General features: G+C 63.3%; 19 protein-coding genes. 11 read left to right on the top strand and 8 right to left on the bottom strand.

What is annotated here, in order from left to right:
• Nucleotides 1-188: 188 nt before the first annotated feature.
• On the bottom strand, nt 189-1430 hold the full coding sequence (locus JQ609_RS17490; protein WP_212274322.1) for an LLM class flavin-dependent oxidoreductase: 1242 nt from the start codon (nt 1428-1430) through the stop codon (nt 189-191).
• Between the two features lie 193 nt (nt 1431-1623).
• Between JQ609_RS17490 and JQ609_RS17485 the strand changes: the two genes are divergently transcribed.
• Together JQ609_RS17485 and trpS are read left to right on the top strand one after the other, a co-directional pair.
• Nucleotides 1624-2331 carry a VOC family protein gene (locus JQ609_RS17485; protein WP_212274321.1) on the top strand — a complete coding sequence of 236 codons (708 nt, stop codon included), beginning with the start codon at nt 1624-1626 and terminating at the stop codon, nt 2329-2331.
• 204 nt (nt 2332-2535) lie between these two features.
• Nucleotides 2536-3561: a tryptophan--tRNA ligase gene (trpS, locus tag JQ609_RS17480; RefSeq protein ID WP_212274320.1), complete on the top strand. Its 1026-nt coding sequence runs from the start codon at nt 2536-2538 to the stop codon at nt 3559-3561.
• A 216-nt stretch (nt 3562-3777) separates the two neighbouring features.
• Here the strand turns inward: trpS and JQ609_RS17475 are convergent, their stop codons facing one another.
• From JQ609_RS17475 to JQ609_RS35895, 3 genes are all read right to left on the bottom strand, one after another.
• Nucleotides 3778-4740, bottom strand: coding sequence for a formylglycine-generating enzyme family protein (locus tag JQ609_RS17475; RefSeq protein ID WP_212274319.1), 963 nt, complete (start codon nt 4738-4740; stop codon nt 3778-3780).
• 228 nt (nt 4741-4968) lie between these two features.
• The gene (gene sthA / locus JQ609_RS17470; protein WP_409411182.1) at nt 4969-6192 is read right to left on the bottom strand and encodes a Si-specific NAD(P)(+) transhydrogenase; all 1224 of its coding nucleotides are present in this window, start codon (nt 6190-6192) and stop codon (nt 4969-4971) included.
• Entirely contained in the window at nt 6108-6344 is a 237-nt protein-coding gene (locus tag JQ609_RS35895) for an FAD-dependent oxidoreductase (RefSeq protein ID WP_409411183.1), read from the bottom strand. The genes sthA and JQ609_RS35895 overlap by 85 nt, the downstream gene beginning before the upstream one ends.
• 179 nt (nt 6345-6523) lie before the next feature.
• Between JQ609_RS35895 and JQ609_RS17465 the strand changes: the two genes are divergently transcribed.
• A complete protein-coding gene (locus JQ609_RS17465) occupies nt 6524-7951 on the top strand; it encodes an MFS transporter (protein WP_212274318.1) in 1428 nt (475 codons plus the stop codon).
• Between the two features lie 118 nt (nt 7952-8069).
• The gene (locus JQ609_RS17460; RefSeq protein WP_212274317.1) at nt 8070-9329 is read left to right on the top strand and encodes a PHB depolymerase family esterase; all 1260 of its coding nucleotides are present in this window, start codon (nt 8070-8072) and stop codon (nt 9327-9329) included.
• 13 nt (nt 9330-9342) lie between these two features.
• Here the strand turns inward: JQ609_RS17460 and JQ609_RS17455 are convergent, their stop codons facing one another.
• Together JQ609_RS17455 and JQ609_RS17450 are read right to left on the bottom strand one after the other, a co-directional pair.
• Complete coding sequence (locus tag JQ609_RS17455; protein WP_212274316.1) at nt 9343-10023, bottom strand: MBL fold metallo-hydrolase; 681 nt, start codon at nt 10021-10023, stop codon at nt 9343-9345.
• A gap of 165 nt (nt 10024-10188) precedes the next feature.
• Entirely contained in the window at nt 10189-11325 is a 1137-nt protein-coding gene (locus JQ609_RS17450; protein WP_212274315.1) for a VWA domain-containing protein, read from the bottom strand.
• Nucleotides 11326-11482: 157 nt separating this feature from the next.
• Between JQ609_RS17450 and JQ609_RS17445 the strand changes: the two genes are divergently transcribed.
• Complete coding sequence (locus JQ609_RS17445) at nt 11483-11968, top strand: MmcB family DNA repair protein (RefSeq protein ID WP_192736364.1); 486 nt, start codon at nt 11483-11485, stop codon at nt 11966-11968.
• A 167-nt stretch (nt 11969-12135) separates the two neighbouring features.
• Here the strand turns inward: JQ609_RS17445 and JQ609_RS17440 are convergent, their stop codons facing one another.
• Nucleotides 12136-12993 carry a 3-hydroxybutyryl-CoA dehydrogenase gene (locus JQ609_RS17440; protein WP_212274314.1) on the bottom strand — a complete coding sequence of 286 codons (858 nt, stop codon included), beginning with the start codon at nt 12991-12993 and terminating at the stop codon, nt 12136-12138.
• Nucleotides 12994-13172: 179 nt separating this feature from the next.
• Here JQ609_RS17440 and JQ609_RS17435 point away from each other — a divergent pair, with 179 nt between their 5' ends.
• Nucleotides 13173-13460, top strand: a complete 288-nt coding sequence (locus JQ609_RS17435; protein ID WP_212274313.1) for a DUF1330 domain-containing protein — start codon at nt 13173-13175, stop codon at nt 13458-13460.
• Between the two features lie 68 nt (nt 13461-13528).
• On the opposite strand, the gene JQ609_RS17430 is transcribed toward JQ609_RS17435, so the two are convergent.
• Entirely contained in the window at nt 13529-14974 is a 1446-nt protein-coding gene (locus JQ609_RS17430; protein ID WP_212274312.1) for a DUF5107 domain-containing protein, read from the bottom strand.
• 240 nt (nt 14975-15214) lie between these two features.
• On the opposite strand from JQ609_RS17430, the gene JQ609_RS17425 reads away from it, so the two are divergent.
• The 5 genes from JQ609_RS17425 to JQ609_RS17405 are packed head-to-tail and all read left to right on the top strand — an operon-like array spanning nt 15215 to nt 20660.
• Entirely contained in the window at nt 15215-15742 is a 528-nt protein-coding gene (locus tag JQ609_RS17425) for a cytochrome c oxidase assembly protein (protein WP_212207100.1), read from the top strand.
• 1 nt (nt 15743) lies between these two features.
• On the top strand, nt 15744-16856 hold the full coding sequence (locus JQ609_RS17420) for a c-type cytochrome (RefSeq protein WP_212274311.1): 1113 nt from the start codon (nt 15744-15746) through the stop codon (nt 16854-16856).
• Nucleotides 16853-17779 (top strand): cytochrome c oxidase subunit II, encoded by a 927-nt coding sequence (gene coxB / locus JQ609_RS17415; protein WP_212274310.1) that lies wholly within the window; start codon nt 16853-16855, stop codon nt 17777-17779. Before JQ609_RS17420 ends, coxB begins: the two co-directional genes overlap by 4 nt.
• Nucleotides 17776-20304, top strand: coding sequence for a cytochrome c oxidase subunit I (gene ctaD, locus JQ609_RS17410; protein ID WP_212274309.1), 2529 nt, complete (start codon nt 17776-17778; stop codon nt 20302-20304). The genes coxB and ctaD overlap by 4 nt, the downstream gene beginning before the upstream one ends.
• Complete coding sequence (locus tag JQ609_RS17405; protein ID WP_212274308.1) at nt 20301-20660, top strand: hypothetical protein; 360 nt, start codon at nt 20301-20303, stop codon at nt 20658-20660. The genes ctaD and JQ609_RS17405 overlap by 4 nt, the downstream gene beginning before the upstream one ends.
• The last annotated feature ends 3 nt before the right edge of the window (nt 20661-20663 follow it).

The following is a 20663-nucleotide window of genomic DNA, read 5'->3' as shown; positions in this document are numbered from 1 at the left end:
ATGGCTTGCGCGAAGTAGCGCTTCCTGGGGCGGCCGCTGCCAACCTCGCCATTGCGAGCCACCGGGTCGCGCGAATGCGCGCCCGATGACAGGCTCCGCGAAGCAATCCATCTCTCAACTCGGAGAAATAATGGATTGCTTCGTCGCTTGCGCTCCTCGCAATGACGGCGAGAATAATACGCTAAGGATTACGCCTTGCGCTTGGCGGCTTCCTTTTGCAGGTCCGGCGCATTGATGGTGGGGATCGCGACCCGGCCGGGGCCGGTGACCGCAAGCGCCGCGGCGGCCTTGTCGTTTTCCATGATCTTGGCCATCACGGCTTGCCCCGCGCGCTCGAACACCGCGCGGTTCTCGACCAGGAATTTCTGCGACTCGCGCAGTCCCTTGACGTAGCCGTTGATCTCCGGGATCACGTAGCGCGCCACCATGTCCCAGCTGCGTCGGGTGTTTTCCGGATTGGCCCAGTCATGCACGAAGCCGACGATGGTGCCGACGCCGCCGGAAACCGCCATCAGGTTCTTGATGGTCTTGATCAAATCGTCAGGCGTGCCGATGGTGGAAGCGGCGGCTTCGCCGCCCGCGGTTTTCTCAAGCGCATCCTCGGGTGACTTGAATGGCTCGAGGCCCGGCCGCTGCAGCGTGCCGACATTATATTCGTTGTGCCACTTCATCAGCCCCTGGCCGGCCTCGCGATAGGCTTGTTCGCGGGTCTCGGCGATGTGCCAGCTCAAGAGTACGCGCCAGTCGGCGCGGCTTACGGTGGTGCCGGCCTTCTTGGCGGCGTCCTCGGCAAAGCCCCATTGCGTCGGCAGCGCCATCAGGCCCTGCGTCGACATCGAACCCAGCGAGATGATGCCGATGCCGTATTTGCCCGCCAGCGTCATGCCCGAAGGCGAAATCTGCGACGCCACCACGAACGGCATCTCTTCCTGAAGCGGCAGCAATTGCAGCGCGGCGTCGTTCATCTGAAACCAGTCGCTCTTGGCGGTGACGCGCTCGCCTTTGAACAGCCGGCGGATGACCGCGATCGCTTCGTCCTGGCGGTCGCGCTGTGTCATCGGATCGATGCCGAGCGTATGCGCATCGGAGGCCAGCGCGCCCGGACCGGAGCCGAAGATGGCACGGCCGCCGGTCATCCAGTCGAGCTGCACCATGCGCTGCGCGACATTGTAAGGATGGTGATAGGGTAGCGACACCACGCCGGTGCCGAGCTTGATGCGCTTGGTGCGCTCGCCGGCGGCGGCCAGGAACATTTCCGGCGAGGCGATCATCTCCCAGCCCGAGGAATGGTGCTCGCCGCACCAGAACTCGTCGAAGCCGAGCGCGTCGATCTGCTCGACGAACTCCAGGTCGCGGCGGAATTGCAGCAGCGGATTCTCGCCGATCGGGTGATGCGGGGCGAGAAAGGCTCCGAATTTGAGGCGCGCCATGGGGTTTTCTCTCCGGATTTATTGTTCTTTGGAATTGCTCAGCTCCAAACTACGGGGTGGGGCTGGGCAAGGCAATCCTCCAAGCCCGCCGCTGGCGCATGATTGTCGCGCAAGTTTGGCTGACATACCGTCGGCCGGAATTATCAGGATTCCTGCTTGCCGCAGGGATCATCATGAACCACGGTCTCATCCAATGAATCTGGCGAAACCCCGCATCGATATCGGCTTTGCCACCAATCACGCTCCGGCCGCGCTCGCCTTCTGGCAGAACGAGATCGGGCTGCCGTTCGATTACACGCAGCCGATCCGCCGCGGCTACAAGCAGCATCGCCACGATCTCTGCGGCTCGGTCCTGAAGATCAATCAGGTCTATGAACCGCTGCCGGACAATCCGCCGTCGGGCTATCGTGAGCTGCTGATCGCACGTGATGGCCTGACCGCGCCGCAGCCGATGGCCGATCCCGAAGGCAACCGTGTCGTGCTGGTGCCACGCGGCATGTACGGCATCGAGCGCATCGGCATTCGCCTCGGCGTGCGCGACGTTGAGGCGCATCGCCGTTTCTACACCGAAGCGTTGGGACTGCCGTCAGGCGAGTCTGCTGGCGCCGATGGTGTTCTGACGTTTCTGGCGGGCGATACGGTGCTGATCGTCGAGCCTGCGGCGGGCGCGCCGCATGATGCGGCCTTCGAAGGCAAGGGCTGGCGCTACATCACGTTCCAGGTCTTCGAGGTCGATCGCGAGCACGCCCACGTGCTGGCCCATGGCGGCCGCGAAGCCCGCGCGCCGGTGACGCTCGGGACCACGGCGCGGATATCGATGGTCCGCGATCCCGACGGCAACTGGATCGAGCTGTCGCAGCGCGCGTCGCTTACCGGGTCGCTGGAGCCCATAAATGAATAGATATCGTCTTGCCGGACGTCGGCATCGATGGCATCCTCGGCACATGACGTCCAAATGCATTCAGCTCAAGGCACTTTGGTGGCGCTCCTTCTAGGGAGCGGCACGGCGTTATTTTTTCAACGACCTTCGCCGCCGTGATCGGGTGAGCCAAGGTCGTCTTCCGGCAAGTCTCCAATCGCGGCGGCTCCATTCAGGAGAAGCCATATGCTTGTCGAGACTGTGCGACCAATCATTCTCACCGGTGATCGCACCACCGGTCCCCTTCACCTTGGCCACTATGCGGGCTCCCTGAGAAATCGGGTTGCGCTTCAGCGCACGCATCGGCAGTTTGTTTTGCTGGCCGATGCACAAGCGTTGACGGACAATATCGACGACCCCGAAAAAGTGCGCAGCAACGTATTGGAGGTGGCCCTCGATTACCTTGCCGTCGGCATCGATCCGGACGAAACGACAATTTGCGTGCAATCCGCATTGCCCGCGCTTGCCGAACTTGCCCAGCTGTATCTCAATTTTGTTTCCGTGGCCCGGTTGGAGCGCAATCCGACGATCAAGGATGAAATTCAGATGCGGGGCTTTGAGCGGGACATTCCGGCGGGCTTCCTGTGCTATCCGGTGGCGCAGGCCGCAGACATCACGGCATTCAAGGCGACGGTCGTGCCGGTGGGGTTGGATCAAGCTCCGATGATCGAACAGACGAATGAAATCGTTCGCCGGATCAACCGGCAGGTCGGGCGTGAGCTGTTGGTGGTGGCAAAGGCGCTCATTCCGTCAACGGGACGACTTCCCGGCGCCGATGGAAAAACGAAAATGAGCAAATCCCAGGGGAATGCGATTTCGCTTTCAGCCTCGCCCAACGAGATCAGGGCTTTTGTAAATCGCATGTACACGGACCCGAATCACTTGCGCGCATCCGATCCCGGGGTCGTTGAAGGCAATGTTGTCTTTGCATACCTTGATGCGTTCGACACCGACCACGCCTCCGTTGATGAACTGAAAGCGCGGTATCGACGCGGGGGGCTCGGCGACGTGACGGTCAAGCGCCGCCTTGAAGACGTGTTGCAAGAGCTGCTGAAGCCGATCCGCGAACGTCGCCAGGCTGTGTCCAATGATCTCGGCTACGTGCTCGATGTGTTGCGTTCCGGCACGTCTAGGGCGCGCGCGATAACTCAATCCACCTTCGATGAATTGCGCGATGGTTTGGGCTTGTTTTCGTTAGCCGGGACAAGATGAGATCGGCTGCCTGAGTCATCGTATTTCTACGGAACCCGGTGCACCAAGGCTTAAGGAACTTTGATTAGGTCCATCAGCAGCATTCCAGAATAGAACGCGAAGGTCCCGGTCCTTCTGTGGCGGTCGAGCCGGGGTCTTGCTTCCAATGAATGAGTTGCCCCGCAGGCGGCGCCGTACTCAGCGGCGTCGCCTGTTATTTCATGGCCGCTCCTTGCCTTACTGCACCGGCACGTTCAGCGATCGCACCACGCGAACGCTGTAGCCGCCGCCGTTCACGATGCCGTTTTCGCGGTATCCCGCGCGAACCATGTTGGCCATCCAGTTCCAGGTGCCGCCGCGCAGCATGCGCCGCTCGCAATTGCCTTCGAGCCAGGGTGAGCCGTCGACCGGGGTGTCTTCGTTGTAGCGCTTGTTGAAGCAGTCCTCGGTCCATTCGAACACGTTGCCGTGCACCTGATACAGGCCGAACGGGTTGGGCGGATAGGAATCCACCACCACGGGCCCCTTGCTGTCCGCGCCGCGCGGCCCGGCGCCATAGGGGATCGATGCCTTGTAATTGGCATCCTGTGTGGTGATGGTGCTGCCGAACCAGAACGGCGTCGAGGTGCCGGCGCGGGTGAAATATTCGCGTTCGCTCGGCAGCCGGTAGGTGCGGCCGACCTTCTTCGACAGCCAAGCCAGATAGGATTTCGCGGCGATGAAGTTGATTCCCTGCGCCGGCATGCGGCCGCGGCCAAAACCCTTGTCGTCGCCCTTGTCGCGGCCGCAGCCGCCGTCGGCGAGACAGGCGTCCCATTCGTCGAACGAAATGGTGAAGCGGCCGACCGCGAACGGTTTTGCAAAACCGACACGATGAATCGGGTCTTCGCCCTTGAAGCGGTCCGGCTCATCCGCGGGCGTGCCCATCATGAACGAGCCCTTCACCACCACCATCTCGGGGCAGACATCGCATTCTTTGAAACTATCCTTTGGAACGAGCGACGCTTCGATCTCGGGCGTCAGCGGCTGGACCCGCTTTTCCGGAAAGATCTGCCGGGGCGCGCGCGGGGGCGGGGTTTGTCCCTCTTCGGCAATCGGGACCGGCGTCCCGACGCCCGGCGGCCACGGCTTCGTTGCCGATGCCACGTCGGTGAATGAAACGACAAGCGCCCCGGCCATCAACTTCGATAGGAATTTCATGGATTATCCCTTGGCGAAACGGCAGCGTCGCTGCTTGGTCGCGCACAAAGGGATTCGCGTTCATGCGGAAATGAGCTCGCCGAGCACGTGTGAGGTGAATGAGGCGATGACGGAAGGAGCCACGACCGTCATTGCGAGCGTAGCGAAGCAATCCATCGCGCCGCACAAAGAAAGAATGGATTGCTTCGTCGCTTCGCTCCTCGCAATGACGAGGAGAGTGCTTCGTATCTACCTTGTCATCCTGTTCCACGCATCGAGCCCGGCGATCTTGTACGCCTCCGCCAGCGTCGGGTAATTAAACGTGTTCTGGATGAAATAATCGATCGTGCCTTTGAGGTTGAGCACGGCCTGGCCGATATGGATCAGCTCGGTGGCGCCTTCGCCGAGGATGTGCACGCCGAGCAGGCGGCGGGTCTTGGTCGAGAAGATCATCTTCATCATGCCGCTGTTCAGCCCCATGATGTGGCCGCGCGATGTCTCGCGAAAGCGCGCGACGCCGACCTCATAGGGGATGCCGCGCGTCCGCACCTCTTCTTCCGTCAGCCCGGTGGTCGAAATCTCCGGCACCGAATAGATGCCGTAGGGGAAGAATTCCGGCGGCGCCAATGGCTCCATGCCGAGCGCATGGCAGGCCGCGACCCGGCCCTGCTCCATCGAGGTCGAGGCCAGGCTCGGAAATCCGATCACATCGCCGGCGGCGTAGATATGCGGCACGCAGGTTTGCAGCGTCAAAGGATCGACCGTGATGCGGCCGCGATGATCGACCTCGATCTCGGCCGAGCCGAGATTGAGCCGGTCGGTGGCGCCGACGCGTCCCGCCGCGAACAGCAGCATCTCCGACATCACGACGCGGCCGTCGGCGAGTTTGGTCTGGATGCCGCCGCCGGCGTGGCGCTCGATCGAATTCACCGCCGAGCCGAGCCGCAACGCGACGTTGCGGTCACGCAATTCGTGCATGAATTCCTCGATCAGTTCCTTGTCGATGAAATCGAGAAACGTCGGCCGTGGTTCGATCAAGGTCACGGCGACGTCGAGCGCGGAGAAGATCGTGGCGTATTCGACCCCGATCACGCCGGCGCCGATCACAGTGAGGCTGCGCGGCAGCTTAGGCAGGTCGATGATCTCGTCCGAATCGAACACCGTCTTGCTGTCGAACGGCACGTAATCGGGGCGAAACGGCCGCGTGCCGCAGGCGATCAGGATGTGGGCGGCGGACACGGTTTTGGCTTCGCCGTTCGTGGCTGTTATCTCGATCTGGTGCGGCCCGACAAAGCGGCCTTCGCCGGCGGCGGTCCGCACCAGATTGCGGCTGAACTGATGTTCGAGCACCTCGACCTCGTGATCGAGCGTCTTCTGCAGCCGCACGATCAGGTCCTGGGCGGCGATGTCCTGTTTGACCCGGTAGGAGCGACCGTAAAAGCCGCGCTCGCGCCAGCCGGACAAATTGAGCACGGTCTCGCGCAGGGTTTTGGAGGGATGGTGCCGGTATGGACGGAAACGCCGCCGACCCGGCGGCCTTTTTCTACCACCAGAACCGATTTGCCGAGCTTGGCGAATTGCACGGCGGCGCGGCGCCCGGAAGGGCCGGATCCGATCACCAGCATGTCATAGTCGTACATCTAGGCCGTCCCGAACGCGCAAGCGCCTGAAAAAGCTGCAGGAAGCCCGATCGCCATGCAGCAATCGGGCCAAATTCGCCGGACGCTTACCTCCGGGGTAATCGCTCGCGTGACCGAAAGCTGTAACGGATGCGTGCAACAGATTTCGGACAAGGCCGCCGTCGATGCATCAGATCGTCACAAACTCCTTCGATAACTCCGTCGATTCCTCGCGCCGCTGGTGGGTGCTCGCGATCGTGGTCTCCGCCCAATTCATGTTCGGGGTAGACGCCTTCATCGTCAACGTCGCGATCCCGACCATCGCGGGCGAACTGCAGGCGAGCACGGCGCAGATCGAGGCCGTGATCGCGGTCTATCTGATCGCCTACGCCACGCTGGTGGTTACCGGCGGCCGGCTTGGCGACATCCACGGCACGCGCAACGTGTTCATATCAGGCGTGTTCGGCTTCACCGTCACCTCGCTGTGGTGCGGGCTGGCGCAATCTGGCCCCGAACTCATCCTGGCGCGGTTGGCGCAGGGCGCCACCGCGGCGCTGATGGTGCCGCAGGTGCTTGCGACCATTCATCTGCTGTTTGCCGACAGCTCGCGCGACCGCGCCTTTGCCATCTACGGCATCGTGCTGGGGCTGGCGGGAGCTGCCGGTTTTCTTCTCGGCGGCATTCTGGTGACATCAGATCTCGCCGGCCTCGGCTGGCGTGCGGTGTTCTTCGTCAACGTACCGTCCGGCGCCATCATCATTGCCGCCGCTGTGAAGCTGATGCCGGTGGCGCCACGCCGCGCCGGCACGCGGCTGGATATTCCCGGTGCGATCGTGCTGTTCGCGGGCTTGCTGTGCCTGATCGGTCCGCTGCTGTTCGGCCATGATCTGCACTGGTCGCCATGGGTGTGGCTGGTGATGGCGGCGGGTGCCGCCATCATCGCCGCATTCCCACGGCTCGAACGCGCCGTCGCGCGAAACGGCGGCATGCCGCTGATCGATCTTTCGCTGTTGTCGGATGTTGCGTTCATGCGCGGGCTGGCGGCGGTGTTTTTTTTCTTCTTTGCCAATCTGTCGTTCTATCTGGTCATGACCATGTTCATGCAGAATTCGTTGCATATTCCGCCGCTGCAGGCCGGGCTCGTCTTCATCCCGCTGGCGCTGACCTTTGTGATCGCTTCGCGCCACAGCGGTGTGCGCGCAAGGCATCGCGGCACGCGGGTACTGATCGAAGGCTGCGCGGTGCAACTCGCGGGCCTTGCTGCGCTGGTGGCCGTGATCGAATGCGTCAGCGCGCCTTCCGCTATTGTGTTGGCGTTGGTGCTGACGATCTTCGGCTACGGCCAGGGATTGGTGATGGCGCCGTTGTCGAGCGCGGTGCTCTCGACCGTAAAACCTTCGAGCGCCGGCGCGGGCTCCGGCATGTACGGCACCATGGCGCAGATCGCCAATGCCGCGGGCGTTGCCGCCATCGGCGCCGTGTTCTTTGCGATTGAAGCGGCAGGCGCGGCGCGCCTAGCGCTGCTGGCCGCGTGCGCGCTGTTCGCTTTGTCGATCATGGCATGTGCCGCATTCCTGACATGGATGCGGCGCGACTATGGGATGACAAATTAACGTCGATAACGAAAATTCAAATTTGGGGAATGACAGTGCACGGCCTTTTTATTTTGCACTGCAGCAACTATCTGGTTGAGGTGACGTTGTACGGATGATCACCTCCGGGAGCTGCCAGTTGTCCCTTACCAAGAACGTCGAGTTTCTCCGCCATCTTCCCAAGCTGAGCGCCTTCAATGGCTTGTCGGGGTATGGCCGGAGCATTGTGCACAGCCCTCTGGTCGAAATTAACGATTTCGGCTCGAATCCGGGCGCGCTCCGGATGTTCTCATTCGTACTTGAGCACCTTCCGCGCGCGCCAGCGCTGGTCGTCGTACTGCATGGCTGCGGCCAGACCGCGGCCGGCTACGATCGTGGTGCCGGCTGGTCGACAGTTGCGGAACGCTACGGCTTTGCATTGTTGATGCCCGAACAACAGGCATCGAACAACGGCAACACCTGTTTCAACTGGTTCAATCCGGAAGACATTGCGCGCGACGGCGGCGAAGCCGGGTCGATCCGGCAAATGATCGCGCGCATGGTCGGCGATCACAACATCGATTCACGCCGCATCTATGTGACCGGGCTCTCCGCCGGTGGCGCCATGACCTCGGTCATGCTCGCGACCTATCCGGACGTGTTCGCAGGCGGCGCCGTCATCGCCGGCCTGCCATATGGCATTGCCGGCAATGTGCGTGAAGCGTTGAGCGGCATGATGCAGTCGCCGTCGCGTCCCGCGGCCGAATTGGGCGACCTCGTGCGTAACGCGTCCAGGCATAAAGGGGCGTGGCCGAAATTGTCGGTGTGGCACGGCAGCGCCGATCGCACGGTGAGTCCGGGCAATGCCGATGAGATCGTCAAGCAGTGGCTCGATGTGCATCAATTACCGCTCGCGCCGATGTCGACGGGCGACGTCGACGGCTATCCGCGTCAGGTCTGGTGGAATGCCGACGGTGAGACCGTTGTCGAATCCTACACCATCACCGATATGGCCCATGGCACGCCGCTTGGCGCGACCGACAATGACGAGCGTTATGGCGAGCAAGGTGCCTTCCTGATCGAGGCAGGCATCTCGTCGTCCTATCACATTGCGAATTTCTTCGGCCTGACCGACCAAATTCGTCAACCCAGGACAGCGCCTCATGCGGCTTCAAAGGCCGTTTCCAAGACCGTTTCCAAGGCCATTCCGGTCGACCCGACGGGAATCTCGCGCGAACGCGCCGGCGTCATCGCGATGACGGTTCCGGTGCCTGCACCCGAACCGGATCTGGCCACGGTGTTGTCGCCGCGCCCGACGCGGGTTCACCACGCCAAGCGGGCGCAGTCTCCGCGCCGCCGCGGCATTGATGTCGGCGAAGTCATCACGCGGGCGCTGACCGCCGCGGGCCTAATGAAGTAGCAGTTATTGCGACTCACATCTCGCCGGTGAGGAACGGATTGGTCAGCCGCTCCTGGCCGAGGCTGGAGCCGGCGCCATGGCCGCAGACGAAGCCGACATCGTCGCCGAGCGGCAGCAGCTTTTCCCTGATCGAACTGATCAGCGTGGCGTGGCTGCCGCCGGGCAAGTCGGTGCGCCCGACTGAACCGGCGAACAAGACGTCGCCGACATGGGCGAAGCGCAATTCCTTGTTGTAGAACACCACGCTGCCCGGCGAATGGCCGGGGCAGTGCAGGATGTCGAAGGTCAGATCGCCGATCGAGACCTGGTCGCCCTCGTCGAGCCAGCGGTCGGGCCCGAAATTGCGCACGCCGGTCATGCCGAAACGCTCGCCGCTCGATACGACATTGTCGAGCAGATATTTGTCGGCGATGTGCGGCCCTTCGATCTTCACGCCCAGCGCGTCGCGCAACTCGGCCGCACCGCCGACATGGTCGATATGGCCGTGGGTCAGCCAGATCTTCTCGACCGTGACGCCGGTCTGCTGGATCGCGGCCTGGATTTTTGGCACGTCCCCGCCGGGGTCGATCACCACGGCCTTCTTCGAAGGTTCGTGCCAGATGATGGTGCAGTTCTGCTCGAACAGCGTCACCGGAACGATCATCGCGCCGGCCTTCGGCGGAGTTTCATTTTGGTTCTGATTTTCCTGGGTCATGGGCGGCAGATTGCCGATTTTTGGCCTCTCGCCAAGCAAAAGATTCGGCCAAAGGATTCGGCAGGGCCTAATCGGTTGCCGGCATCCCCCCCAGGGCCCGCCGTCCAGGCCCGGTGCGCGATGGCACCAGGCCGCGACGACACGCCAAGGGTTGTGGTGCCGACCTTACCGCTTGATCTGCGCCTTTAGCGTATCTTCGACCACGCGGTCGAACGATGACGCCTTCGGCGGTGCCTTGGCGCGCGCATCGGCGACATATTTGTCGCGCTTCGCCACCAGTGCGCCGAGTTTCTCGTTGAGCGCCTTGCGCTGGTTCATCTGCTTGTTGACTTCGTCGACGCGCTGCTCGGGCTTCATCGCGCGCAGATTGTCGGGCAGGTCTTCCTCCTTGATCGAGGAAAAGCTGCTGCGGCCGGCCGAGACGTCGGCGACCAGGTCGCCGTCGCCGGTGACGGCTTCCGACGTCGCCTTGGAGCGCTTGTTGATGAAGCTCGCCATCTCGGAGGCCTGCGAAGGTGCTGCGGCTGCCACCTTCGACAATTGCAGAGTCTTGTCTTCGGTGCGCTTCTGCATCGCCCGCGGTCCATAGGGGATCACGGTGCCGTTGATCTCGCGCTGCAGGATGATGATGTCCTCGTCGTAAGGCGTTTCGATCACGACCACCTGGCCGCCATCCTGCGGGATCGGGATGAAGCGGCCATTGCCGTTCTGGGCGATATCGCGCCATACCCGCTCGGTGTCGGTGGCGTTGCCGGCGAGCACCGCGTTGACGATGATGTCCTTCTGCTTCGCCACTTTCAGCGTTACCGGATATTTGGTGTCCTGCGCGTAGTCCATATGCGGCGGCGCGTCGCCGACCAGGAACACAATCCGCCTGACATCGCCGCCGTCGGTCCATTGCATCTTGTTGACGGCGACATCGAGCGCCTCGTTGACACTTTCCGGCCAGTCGCCGCCGCCACGGGCCTTCAGCTCAAGGAGGTTGGCGTAGAGGTCCTGGATGTCGCGCGTGAGTTCGACCTTCCTGGTCACGTAGTCATCGCCGATGTCGCGGTAGGCCACGAGGCCCATACGGATCTCGGCGTCGGGATTGGAATCGACGATCGCGGTCGCGATCGACCAGATCTTGCGCTTGGCGCCTTCAATCAGGCCGCCCATCGAGCCGGTGGTGTCCAGAACGAACGCAACTTCGACCGTGGGTTTGGCGATGGCCTGCGACAGTCCGGCGGAAAGAGGTAGCGTAGCGAGAGCGAATGCGAGTGAGCGAAGCGTGATGCCGTGAGCCCTGAAGCGTTGCTTCATGGTTTCTCCTCCACGTGTTCCGTCCCTCGGAACCCAGGTTCCCTCGGCTTCGCGGTGGCGTGTGGCCCAAATCAAGGCGCCTTGGGTACGAATTTGCGGCGCATTCCGCGCCGCTGCCTGGATGGCGACCGCCGCGGAATCGGATAGGCTGGGGAGCATGGAATCGCCCGCCCGCCAGGTCAGCCTCGTACCGCCGCCGGACCGCCGCCAGTCGGAGACCGCGCTCGCAATCGCGCGCGGCACCGCCAGGATGCTGCGAACACTGGGTTTTTCCTGCATCAGTGAGTTGCCCTTGCCGTCCGGCCGGCGCGCCGATCTGGTGGCGCTGAACGAGAAAAGCGAGATCTGGATCGTCGAGATCAAGTCGTCGGTGGAGGATTTGCGCGCCGACCAGAAATGGCAGGACTACCGGATGCATTGCGACCGGCTGTTCTTTGCCTTCACGCAGGATCTGCCGTGCGAGATTTTCCCTGAGGGCACCGGCCTGATCGTGGCCGATGCCTATGGCGCCCATCTGCACTGCGAGGCGCCCGAGCATCGCCTGGCCGCGCCGACCCGCAAACTGATGACGGTGCGGTTCGCGATGGCCGCGGCGCAACGGATCAACCGGCTGGTCGATCCGCAGGGACATTCGGAGTTTTAGCGATGAACCTCGCCCCGCTCTTGCGGGGAGAGGGTTGGGGTGAGGGGCTCTATCCGCAACGGCGGTGCTAACTGAAGGACCTGTACCCCCTCACCCGGATCGCATCTACGATGCGATCCGACCTCTCCCCGCAAGAGCGGGGCGAGGTAAGAAAAGGAAGCTCCGCTCTACACGGACTTGCCGTAATTATAAAATCCCTTGCCGGTCTTGCGGCCGAGATGGCCGGCGGCGACCATTTCCTTCAGCAGCGGCGCGGGCCGGTATTTCGGGTCGTTGAAGCCTTCATAGAATACCTCCATGACCGACAGCATGGTGTCGAGGCCGACCATGTCGGCTAGCGCCAGCGGGCCGATCGGATGGTTGCAGCCGAGCTTCATGCCGGCGTCGAGGTCCTCGGCGGTCGCGATGCCTTCCTGCAGCGCAAAGATCGCCTCGTTGATCATCGGGCACAGGATGCGGTTGACCGCAAAGCCCGGGCTGTTTTTCGCCGTGATCGGCACCTTGCCGACTCGCTTTGCAAATTCTTCAGCCAGGGCGTGGGTGTCGTCGGACGTCTGCAAACCGCGGATCAACTCCAGCAGCGCCATCAGCGGCACCGGGTTGAAGAAGTGCATGCCGATGAAACGGTCCGGACGGTCGGTCGCGGCAGCGAGTTTGGTGATCGAAATTGAGGAAGTGTTGGTCGCGACGATCGCGCGCGGATTCAGCGTCGCGCAAAGGTCCTTGAGGATCTTGATTTTCAAATCCTCCCGCTCGGTCGCGGCCTCGATCACGAGGTCGCAATTGGCAAGCTTTGAATTGTCCGTCGTAGCGGTGATGCGCGCCAACGCGGCCTGCCGGTCGGCATCGGTCATCTTCTGCTTGTTGACGAGGCGCTCCAGGCTGCCGGTCAGCGTCGCCATCCCCCGCGCCACTGCGGCATCCGAGATGTCGATCATCGTCACCTTCAGCCCCGCCGCGGCGCAGACCTGCGCAATGCCGTTACCCATCGTACCCGCCCCGATGATGCCAATTGTTTCAATCATTGCTCGCGCCTCCATTGCTGAACGCCGGCTCTTGAAGATGCCGGCACTGCCGTACTCGTTAGCAGACGGCAGGCGGTAGCAAAACCGGCGAAACCAGGCAAATGCGGACGTGGGTCCGCACGCCTTTCGAACCGCTGCGCTCGCCGCTAAGCTGCCCGCGAAACAGGGAGTAAAATGGAATGCCTGCTTACGTGATCTTCGATGTCGAAATCAGGGACGCCACGCAATACCAGGCGTTCATGTCGGGCGTGAAGCCGGCGCTGGAAGCGGCCGGCGCCAGATATCTGGCGCGCGGCGGCCCCCACAAGGTCTACGAAGGGGACTGGGAGCCGCGCCGGATTGTGCTGCTGGAATTTCCCTCCGTCGCCGCCTGGGAGGCGTTTTATAACGGCCCGACCTATCAGGGATTGAAAAGCATCCGGGACGCCTGCAGTTCGGCGCGCCTGGTTGGCGTCGAAGGTGTCTGATTCACATCGCCGGTATCCATGTCTTGATGTCGCCCCGCAAGCGGGAGAGGGCACGGGCTCCTCCAGCGTCACCTCACCCTTGCCGTGGCCGCGATCAGTTCCTTGCCCGCCGCGGTCCTGATCGTCAGCTGGACCGGCCCGGCGCTGCCGCCCGCGGGAATCGGCGCAAAAATGCGATTTCCGTTTTTCGGGTCGGCTGTCACGGCATCGTCGAACAAGACAGCGTCGCTGCGTCTCATGCTGATGCGCAGCGGCGTCCCAGGTTCAATGCTGAAGAACTGGAGGGTGACGCCGGACGCCTCGGCGACAAGATTGATCAGGATATTCGCGTTCGCATGCGTCACGTTGCTCATGCCGACGGTCGGACTGTAGGTTTCCGGAATCGATACCTCGCTCCGTGCCGGAAACTCGGCGCTGTGGAAAAATTCGTCCGACACCCCCGCCCATAATTCGACGTAGGGCCGCGCCGGGTTCGGATCCTTGCGCTGGTCGGTTTCGTTCGTGAACGAGGGAAATCCCCACGTCCACATTTTCAGGCCGCGCGTGATCGTGTTGTCCGCGATGCGGATGATCCCTTCTTCGTTGTCGTGGTTGATCACGCCCCAGAAATTGCCGCCCTGCATATCCGGCGCCGCATAGGCGATGCCCATGGTCGGCCAGTTCCTGAAGTAGCGCAGCTTTTCGAATCGGCTCGTGCCCGCGCCGGCACCCGCGTCGCCCTCGGATACATTCTTCGACCAGGCGGGCGTGCGGTAGGCTGCGATCGGCGCGATGATCTCGGCGCCGCCGGTGGTCTTGGGATTGTTCGGATCCGACCCCGGCGCCAGCGTCGTGCAGGTCCAGTACTCGTACGGGATCGTCTTGTCGTTTGGATTTTTCAGCACCAGGCGCGTATCGACCGCGGCACGATCGGCCTTCAGCGTCACAAAGTAAGTCGCTTCGATGCCGCTCGATCCCTTCCTGAATTTCTCCGGTGTCGCCGGGTACTCGAAATTATCCGTCAGCGACATCGACACCGTCACTTCGTCGGCACTCTCTTTCACAACCCTGAAATCCCACGGCTTTGGCCACGTCCTGCCGTGCTCGGCATCCGGAAAGGTGGGGAAGATGCCGCCATACACCATCAGCCAGTCGTAATAGAAATTGCCTTCGCCCATTCCGTAGGGCACACCCACTTCGGTGCGATACAGCTGTTCATGGCCGGTCGGCTTGTAGATGATCGAAAGAATGCGCCCGCCGAATTCGGGCAGCAGCACGACCTTCAGATAACGGTTCTCGATCACGCGGCCCTTGAACGTGCGATCGATGATGGTGTTGTTGTCGACCGAGCCCTTGACCAGTCCGTTCTCCCCGGCGGTCGCATATTTGACGGTGCTCCAATGCACCGTCTGTTCGCCGAGCGACACCTGGTCCGACGCCGCCGACGCCGCAAGCGCGGCATGAAATGCGCAGACCGCCGAAACCACTCCGGCCGTGAAGCGGAGGCGGATACGCGAGGGAATACCAATTGCCATGGACGTCGCCTTCGACTGACCGGGCGATCCTACCGTGGCCCGGGTCAATCTGTCATGAAACCAATTCATGCCTCCGCCGTTGACTTCGTTGCGTCGCTTTGGGTCCGCGCTTTCCAGCCATGAGGGGTCATGCAATCTCGATCTCCGCAGGTCCTTGCTCTCCTCGCGAGCGGCTCTGGCGTTCTCGGGGTTGGCGCTGTTCTCGCTGCCCTGATGGAATTTGGTCCCCACGCGCGGCACATGGCGGTACATATCCTGGTCATGAATGTCGCCGCGCCCCTGCTGGCCGCGATCGGGCTTACGCGGTGGAAGGTTGCCCTGCGGGGCGCATCCCTGCTGTGGCCTGCGACCTTTGCCCAGATCGCCCTGCTGTGGGCCTGGCATTTGCCGGTGGTGCAGAACGTCGCCGCGCATGTGCCGGGTGCGATGATCGCATCGCACGCCTCCCTGTTGCTGGCCGCGACGGCGTTCTGGATGTCGCTGTTCTCGTTGTCCGGTCCCTCCCGCTGGCAGGCCATTCCGGCCCTTCTGCTCACCGCAAAGCTGTTTTGCCTGCTCGCGGCGCTCCTGGTGTTCGCGCCGCGCGCGCTTTACGGGTCTGGAGCGCATGCCGCGCACGGGCTTGACGACCAGCATCTCGCGGGTCTCTTGATGCTCGCAGCCTGTCCGTTGAGCTATCTCGTTGCGGCCGTGGTCATGACGGTTCATTTGATTGGCGCGGACGAACCGCCGCGTGCGGTGCCGCCGATCCAGCGAACCGCCGGCTAGCATGCGCATCCCCCCGCAGTTGCGTATCCGCTTCATCCTGTTGGCCGGGTTGGCGGCGTTGCTGCTTGGTTTCCTGTTCATGTGGTCGGGTCTCTACAGCGTCGCGGCCAGTCGCGGGCACTGGGCGGTGACCGAATGGTTGCTGACGTTCGCAATGCGCAATTCGGTCAAGACGCACGCGATCGGCATCGAGGTCCCGCCGCTCGGCAATGCCGATCTCGTGACGCTCGGAGCCGCGCATTTCCACAGCGGCTGCGCCTATTGTCATGGCGCTCCGGGTGTCCCGATCAGCCCGATCGCGCGGGCCATGCTGCCGCCGCCGCCCGATCTTGCGACCAACATGCGGCCGTGGCGCGACCGGGAGCTGTTCTGGATCATCAAGCACGGCATCAAATACACCGGCATGCCGGCGTGGTCGGTGCAGCAGCGCGACGACGAAGTGTGGGCGCTCGCCGCGTTCCTGCGCCGGCTGCCGGGCCTCGACGCCGCGCAATACCGTGAACTCGCGCTTGGAGGCCTGGCGGTGCCGCCGCAGAGCGGCCAGAGTTTGGCGACGAGCGAGACGACGGCTCCCGCGGTCGGCGCCTGCGCGCGCTGCCATGGCGCCGGCGACGCAAGGCCCGCAAGCGCTCTCGTTCCGATCCTGCACGGCCAGCCGGCGGAATTCATCGTCGCGTCGCTCGAGACTTACGCGAGTGCGCAGCGCGCCAGCGGGATCATGCAGCCGGTCGCGCGCGCCCTTGCCGGCGACGATTTCAGGCGCGTGGCTGACTATTACGCGGCGCTTCAACCGCTGGCCGCCCTGGAAAGACCAACGGATGCATCGGCAATCGCGCGTGGCCGCGCTCTCGCGGAGAATGGCGATCCGGCAGCGCTAGTCCCGGCCTGCGCCGGCTGCCATGGCCAGGAGGCATTGAAAACCTATCCTCGCCTTGCCGGGCAAAATCTCGCCTACCTGCTCAATCGCTTGCGTCTCTGGAAGAACGGCCTCGCGCCGGCTACCGCGACCGAAACCATCATGGCGCCGATCGCCCGCGCGCTGAGCGATCGGCAGATCGAGGACGTCGGGGCATACTACGCTTCGGTCGATGCGCATGCCGGAGCTCGGCGATGAGCGGCACCCTTCAGTCCGTGCTGGCGCCGCACGGCCCACAGGCCGGCCAAATCGCCACGCTTGCCTGGGTATTGTTCGCATTCGGCGCGGTCATCCTTGCGCTGGTTATCGCTACGCTCTGGCTCGCCATACGCGGCACGCCGCACATCCGTGAGGCGCTCGCTCGCGAGCGCACCATCATGGTGTTCGGTCTTGCCTTGCCGGTTGTCACGCTCACGATCCTGCTCTTCTGTGGTGTCTGGCTCACGCGCGCCCAGACCGGACATACAGACGATGCCATGCGGATCGAGGTGACCGGCGAACAATGGTGGTGGCGCGTCGTTTACGACGGTCCAACGCCGGCCACGAGCGCCAATGAGATTCGAATTCCGGTCGGACAGCCGGTCGACTTCACGCTCAAGGCGGCCGACGTGATCCACAGTTTCTGGGTCCCAAGCCTCGGCGGCAAAGTCGACATGCTGCCCGGCAGGATTACGCGCCTGCGGCTCACCGCCGAACGTGCCGGTGTTTATCGCGGGCAATGCGCGGAATATTGCGGCGGCCCGCACGCGCTGATGGGTTTCAACGTCGTTGCCATGCCGCGCGACGAATACGAGGCATGGTTCGCGCGCGAGGCCGGGCCGTCGGCTACCGCCTCAACCGACGTGGAGCGGCGCGGCCAATCCCTGTTCATGGCGGCCGGTTGCGGCACTTGCCATGCGGTGCGCGGCACCGGCGCGGCGGGCGCGATCGGTCCGGACCTGACGCATCTGGCGGCGCGCGGCTCTGTCGCCATCGACACGTTGCCGCTCACGGCCGACAATCTCGCGCGCTTCATTCGCGACGGGCAGCACCTCAAGCCGGGTAACCGCATGCCGGAATTTCGCATCTTCTCGCCCGCCGAGCAGACCGCGCTGGTCAGCTATCTCATGAGCCTGCGATGAGCGAGCCTTCACAAGCGCGCCTCGCCGGCCACCCGAACAAGCTGCCGCGCCCCAAGGGGGAACTGGAAGCGCTCGAGGCCGCCTGGGAACGGCCAAAAGGCTGGCGGATCATCACCGCGGTCAACAACACGGTCGTCGGCTATTTCTACGTTGGTACCGCGGTCCTGTTCTTCCTGCTGGCAGGAATCCTTGCGCTGCTGATGCGCCTTCAGCTCGCGGTGCCGAGCAATACCTTCCTGTCGCCGGAGACCTACAACCAGATCTTCACGATGCACGGCACCGTGATGATGTTCCTGTTCGCCGTGCCGGTGGTCGAGGCGATGGGCATCCTGCTGCTGCCGCAAATGCTGGGCGCGCGCGATCTGCCGTTTCCGCGCCTCAGTGCGTTTGCGTTCTGGGCCTACTTCGTCGGCGGGCTGATCTTCTTCGGCACGCTGTTCTACGATGTCGCGCCGTCGGGCGGCTGGTTTATGTATCCGCCGCTTACCGGCGCGCAATATTCGCCCGGGCTGGGTGCGGATTTCTGGCTGCTCGGTATCGGATTCATCGAAATCTCCGCGATCGCAGGCGCGATCGAGCTGATCGTCGGCGTGCTGCGCACGCGGGCGCCCGGCATGACGCTTGACCGCATGCCGATGTTTGCCTGGACCATGCTGATCTTCGCGGCGATGATCGCGTTCGCGTTTCCGGCCGTGATACTCGCAACAATGCTGCTCGAACTCGAGCGCGCGTTCGGCTGGCCGTTCTTCATGCCGCAGAAGGGCGGCGACGCGCTGCTGTGGCAGCATTTGTTCTGGTTCTTCGGCCACCCGGAGGTCTACATCATCTTCCTTCCGGCCGCCGGCATGGTGTCGATGATCGTGCCGACGATGGCGCGCACGCCGCTGGTCGGCTACCGCATGATCGTCGTCGCCCTGATCGCGACCGGCTTTTTCTCCTTCGGTCTGTGGGTGCATCATATGTTCACCACGGGCATCCCGGCGCTTTCGCTGAGCTTCTTCTCGGCGGCCAGCATGGCGGTCGCCATCCCGAGCGGCATTCAGGTGTTTGCCTGGATCGCGACGATCGCAGCCGGCCGCATGCAACTGACGACGCCCTCGCTGTTCGTGCTCGGATTTCTGTTCATCTTCACGCTCGGCGGGCTGACCGGCGTGATGGTCGCGATGGTGCCGTTCGACTGGCAGGTTCACGACACCTATTTCGTGGTCGCGCATTTCCACTACGTGCTGGTCGGCGGAATGGTGTTTCCGCTGTTCGGCGCCTTCTACTACTGGGCGCCTGCCTTCAGCCGTCGGCCGCTCTCGGAGCGCCTGGGGAAAGTGACGTTCGCGCTGATGTTCGTCGGGTTCAACGTCGCGTTCTTTCCGATGCACATCTCCGGGCTGATGGGCATGCCGCGCCGCGTCTACACCTATCCCGCGGTAGCGGAGTGGGGCGTGCTCAACATGATCTCGACCGTCGGGGCATTTCTGTTCGCGACCGGCGTGCTGGTCTTCCTGCTCGATCTCGTTCGTAATCTGCGGCCGGCGCTATCAGATCCCGCCGGCGACGTGTGGAAGGGCGCCTCGCTCGAATGGATGCACAACCACGTCTACGGGCCGCGCAGCGTTCCGCTGGTGACGAGCCGCGATCCGTTATGGGATCAGCCGGGGCTGTCGGAACAATCGAAAGAGGGGCGCCACTATCTGCCGGGCACGGTGACGGGGCAGCGCGAAACCATCATCACCTCGCCGATCGAAGCCGTACCGGAAGCGCTGCAGCGCCTGCCCGGTGACGGCTGGCCGCCGCTGCTTGGCGCGGTGTTCACGGCCGGCTTCTTCATGCTGCTCACCGTGAAATACGTGATGCTCGCCTTTGTCTCCGGTGCGCTCGCGCTTCTGATGATCCTGGTCTGGATGTGGAGCAGCGATCCAGCACCGTTGCCCCGGGCCGAGATCGGCCATGGCATCAAGGTCTCGACCTATCTCAGCGGTCCGCGCTCGCATTCGTGGTGGGCGATGGTCGTGCTCCTGGTAGTCGCAGGATCGCTCTATCTGTCTTTCGTGTTCTCCTATCTCTTCCTCTGGACGGTCTCGCCGCAGGTCTGGCCGAAACCGGAGCAAATGCCGCCGTCATGGTGGCCCATCCTCGCGGCGACGCTGCTCGCCGCGAGCAGCGGCCTGATCCTCCTCGCGGGTCGCTTTCTCCCGTCACGCAACGGCGTCGCCTTCATCGGCGCGATCGCCGTTGCGGTTCTGTTGCTTGGCGGGAGTCTCGGCGCCGACGTCCTGTCGCATTGGCGAGCCGGGCTACGCCCTGACGCGGATGCACATGGCGCGCTTGCCTACATGGCGTCGTTCCTGCAATTCCAGCTCGTGCTGACGCTTGTCGTGATGGCGGGCTTCGCCATCGCGCGCAGCCTCGCCGGCATGCTCAACCTCAGACGCCGCGTCGTCTTCGACAATCTCGTGCTGCTTTGGCATTACACGGTCGCGCAAGGCCTGTTCGGCCTGCTGCTCGTGCACGGCTTTCCGAGGATCGCATGAGCGCGCCGCAAACCCGGTCTCTAGCAGATTTACTGTGGCTCCTGATTGGGCCAGTCGTGTGGTTCCTGCATCTTGTTGTGCTGTACGGCGCCGAGGCGCTGATCTGCACGCCGCCGGTCGGCTCTGGTCGCGCGATGATGTGGATGGGGGCGGCGGCTACGATCGCGGCGCTTGGCGCCCTTGCGATGCTTGCCGCCGTTTCAATACGGCGCGTGCAAGATGCGCCGGAGGAGCAAACCGATGCAACATTCCTCCGCAAGACCACGCTGCTGCTCGCGCTCCTGTCCGCGATTGGCGTGATCTGGAGCGCGCTTCCGCTTGCTTTGGTGCCGGTTTGCGCGTCAGCAGGGGGCTAGGCC

Origin of the sequence: Bradyrhizobium sp. AUGA SZCCT0169 (genome assembly GCF_018130085.1) — a bacterium.
Taxonomy (GTDB): Bacteria; Pseudomonadota; Alphaproteobacteria; order Rhizobiales; family Xanthobacteraceae; genus Bradyrhizobium.
Note: the sequence above shows the minus strand (reverse complement) of the source record. Positions and strands in the feature narration are given on the sequence as shown.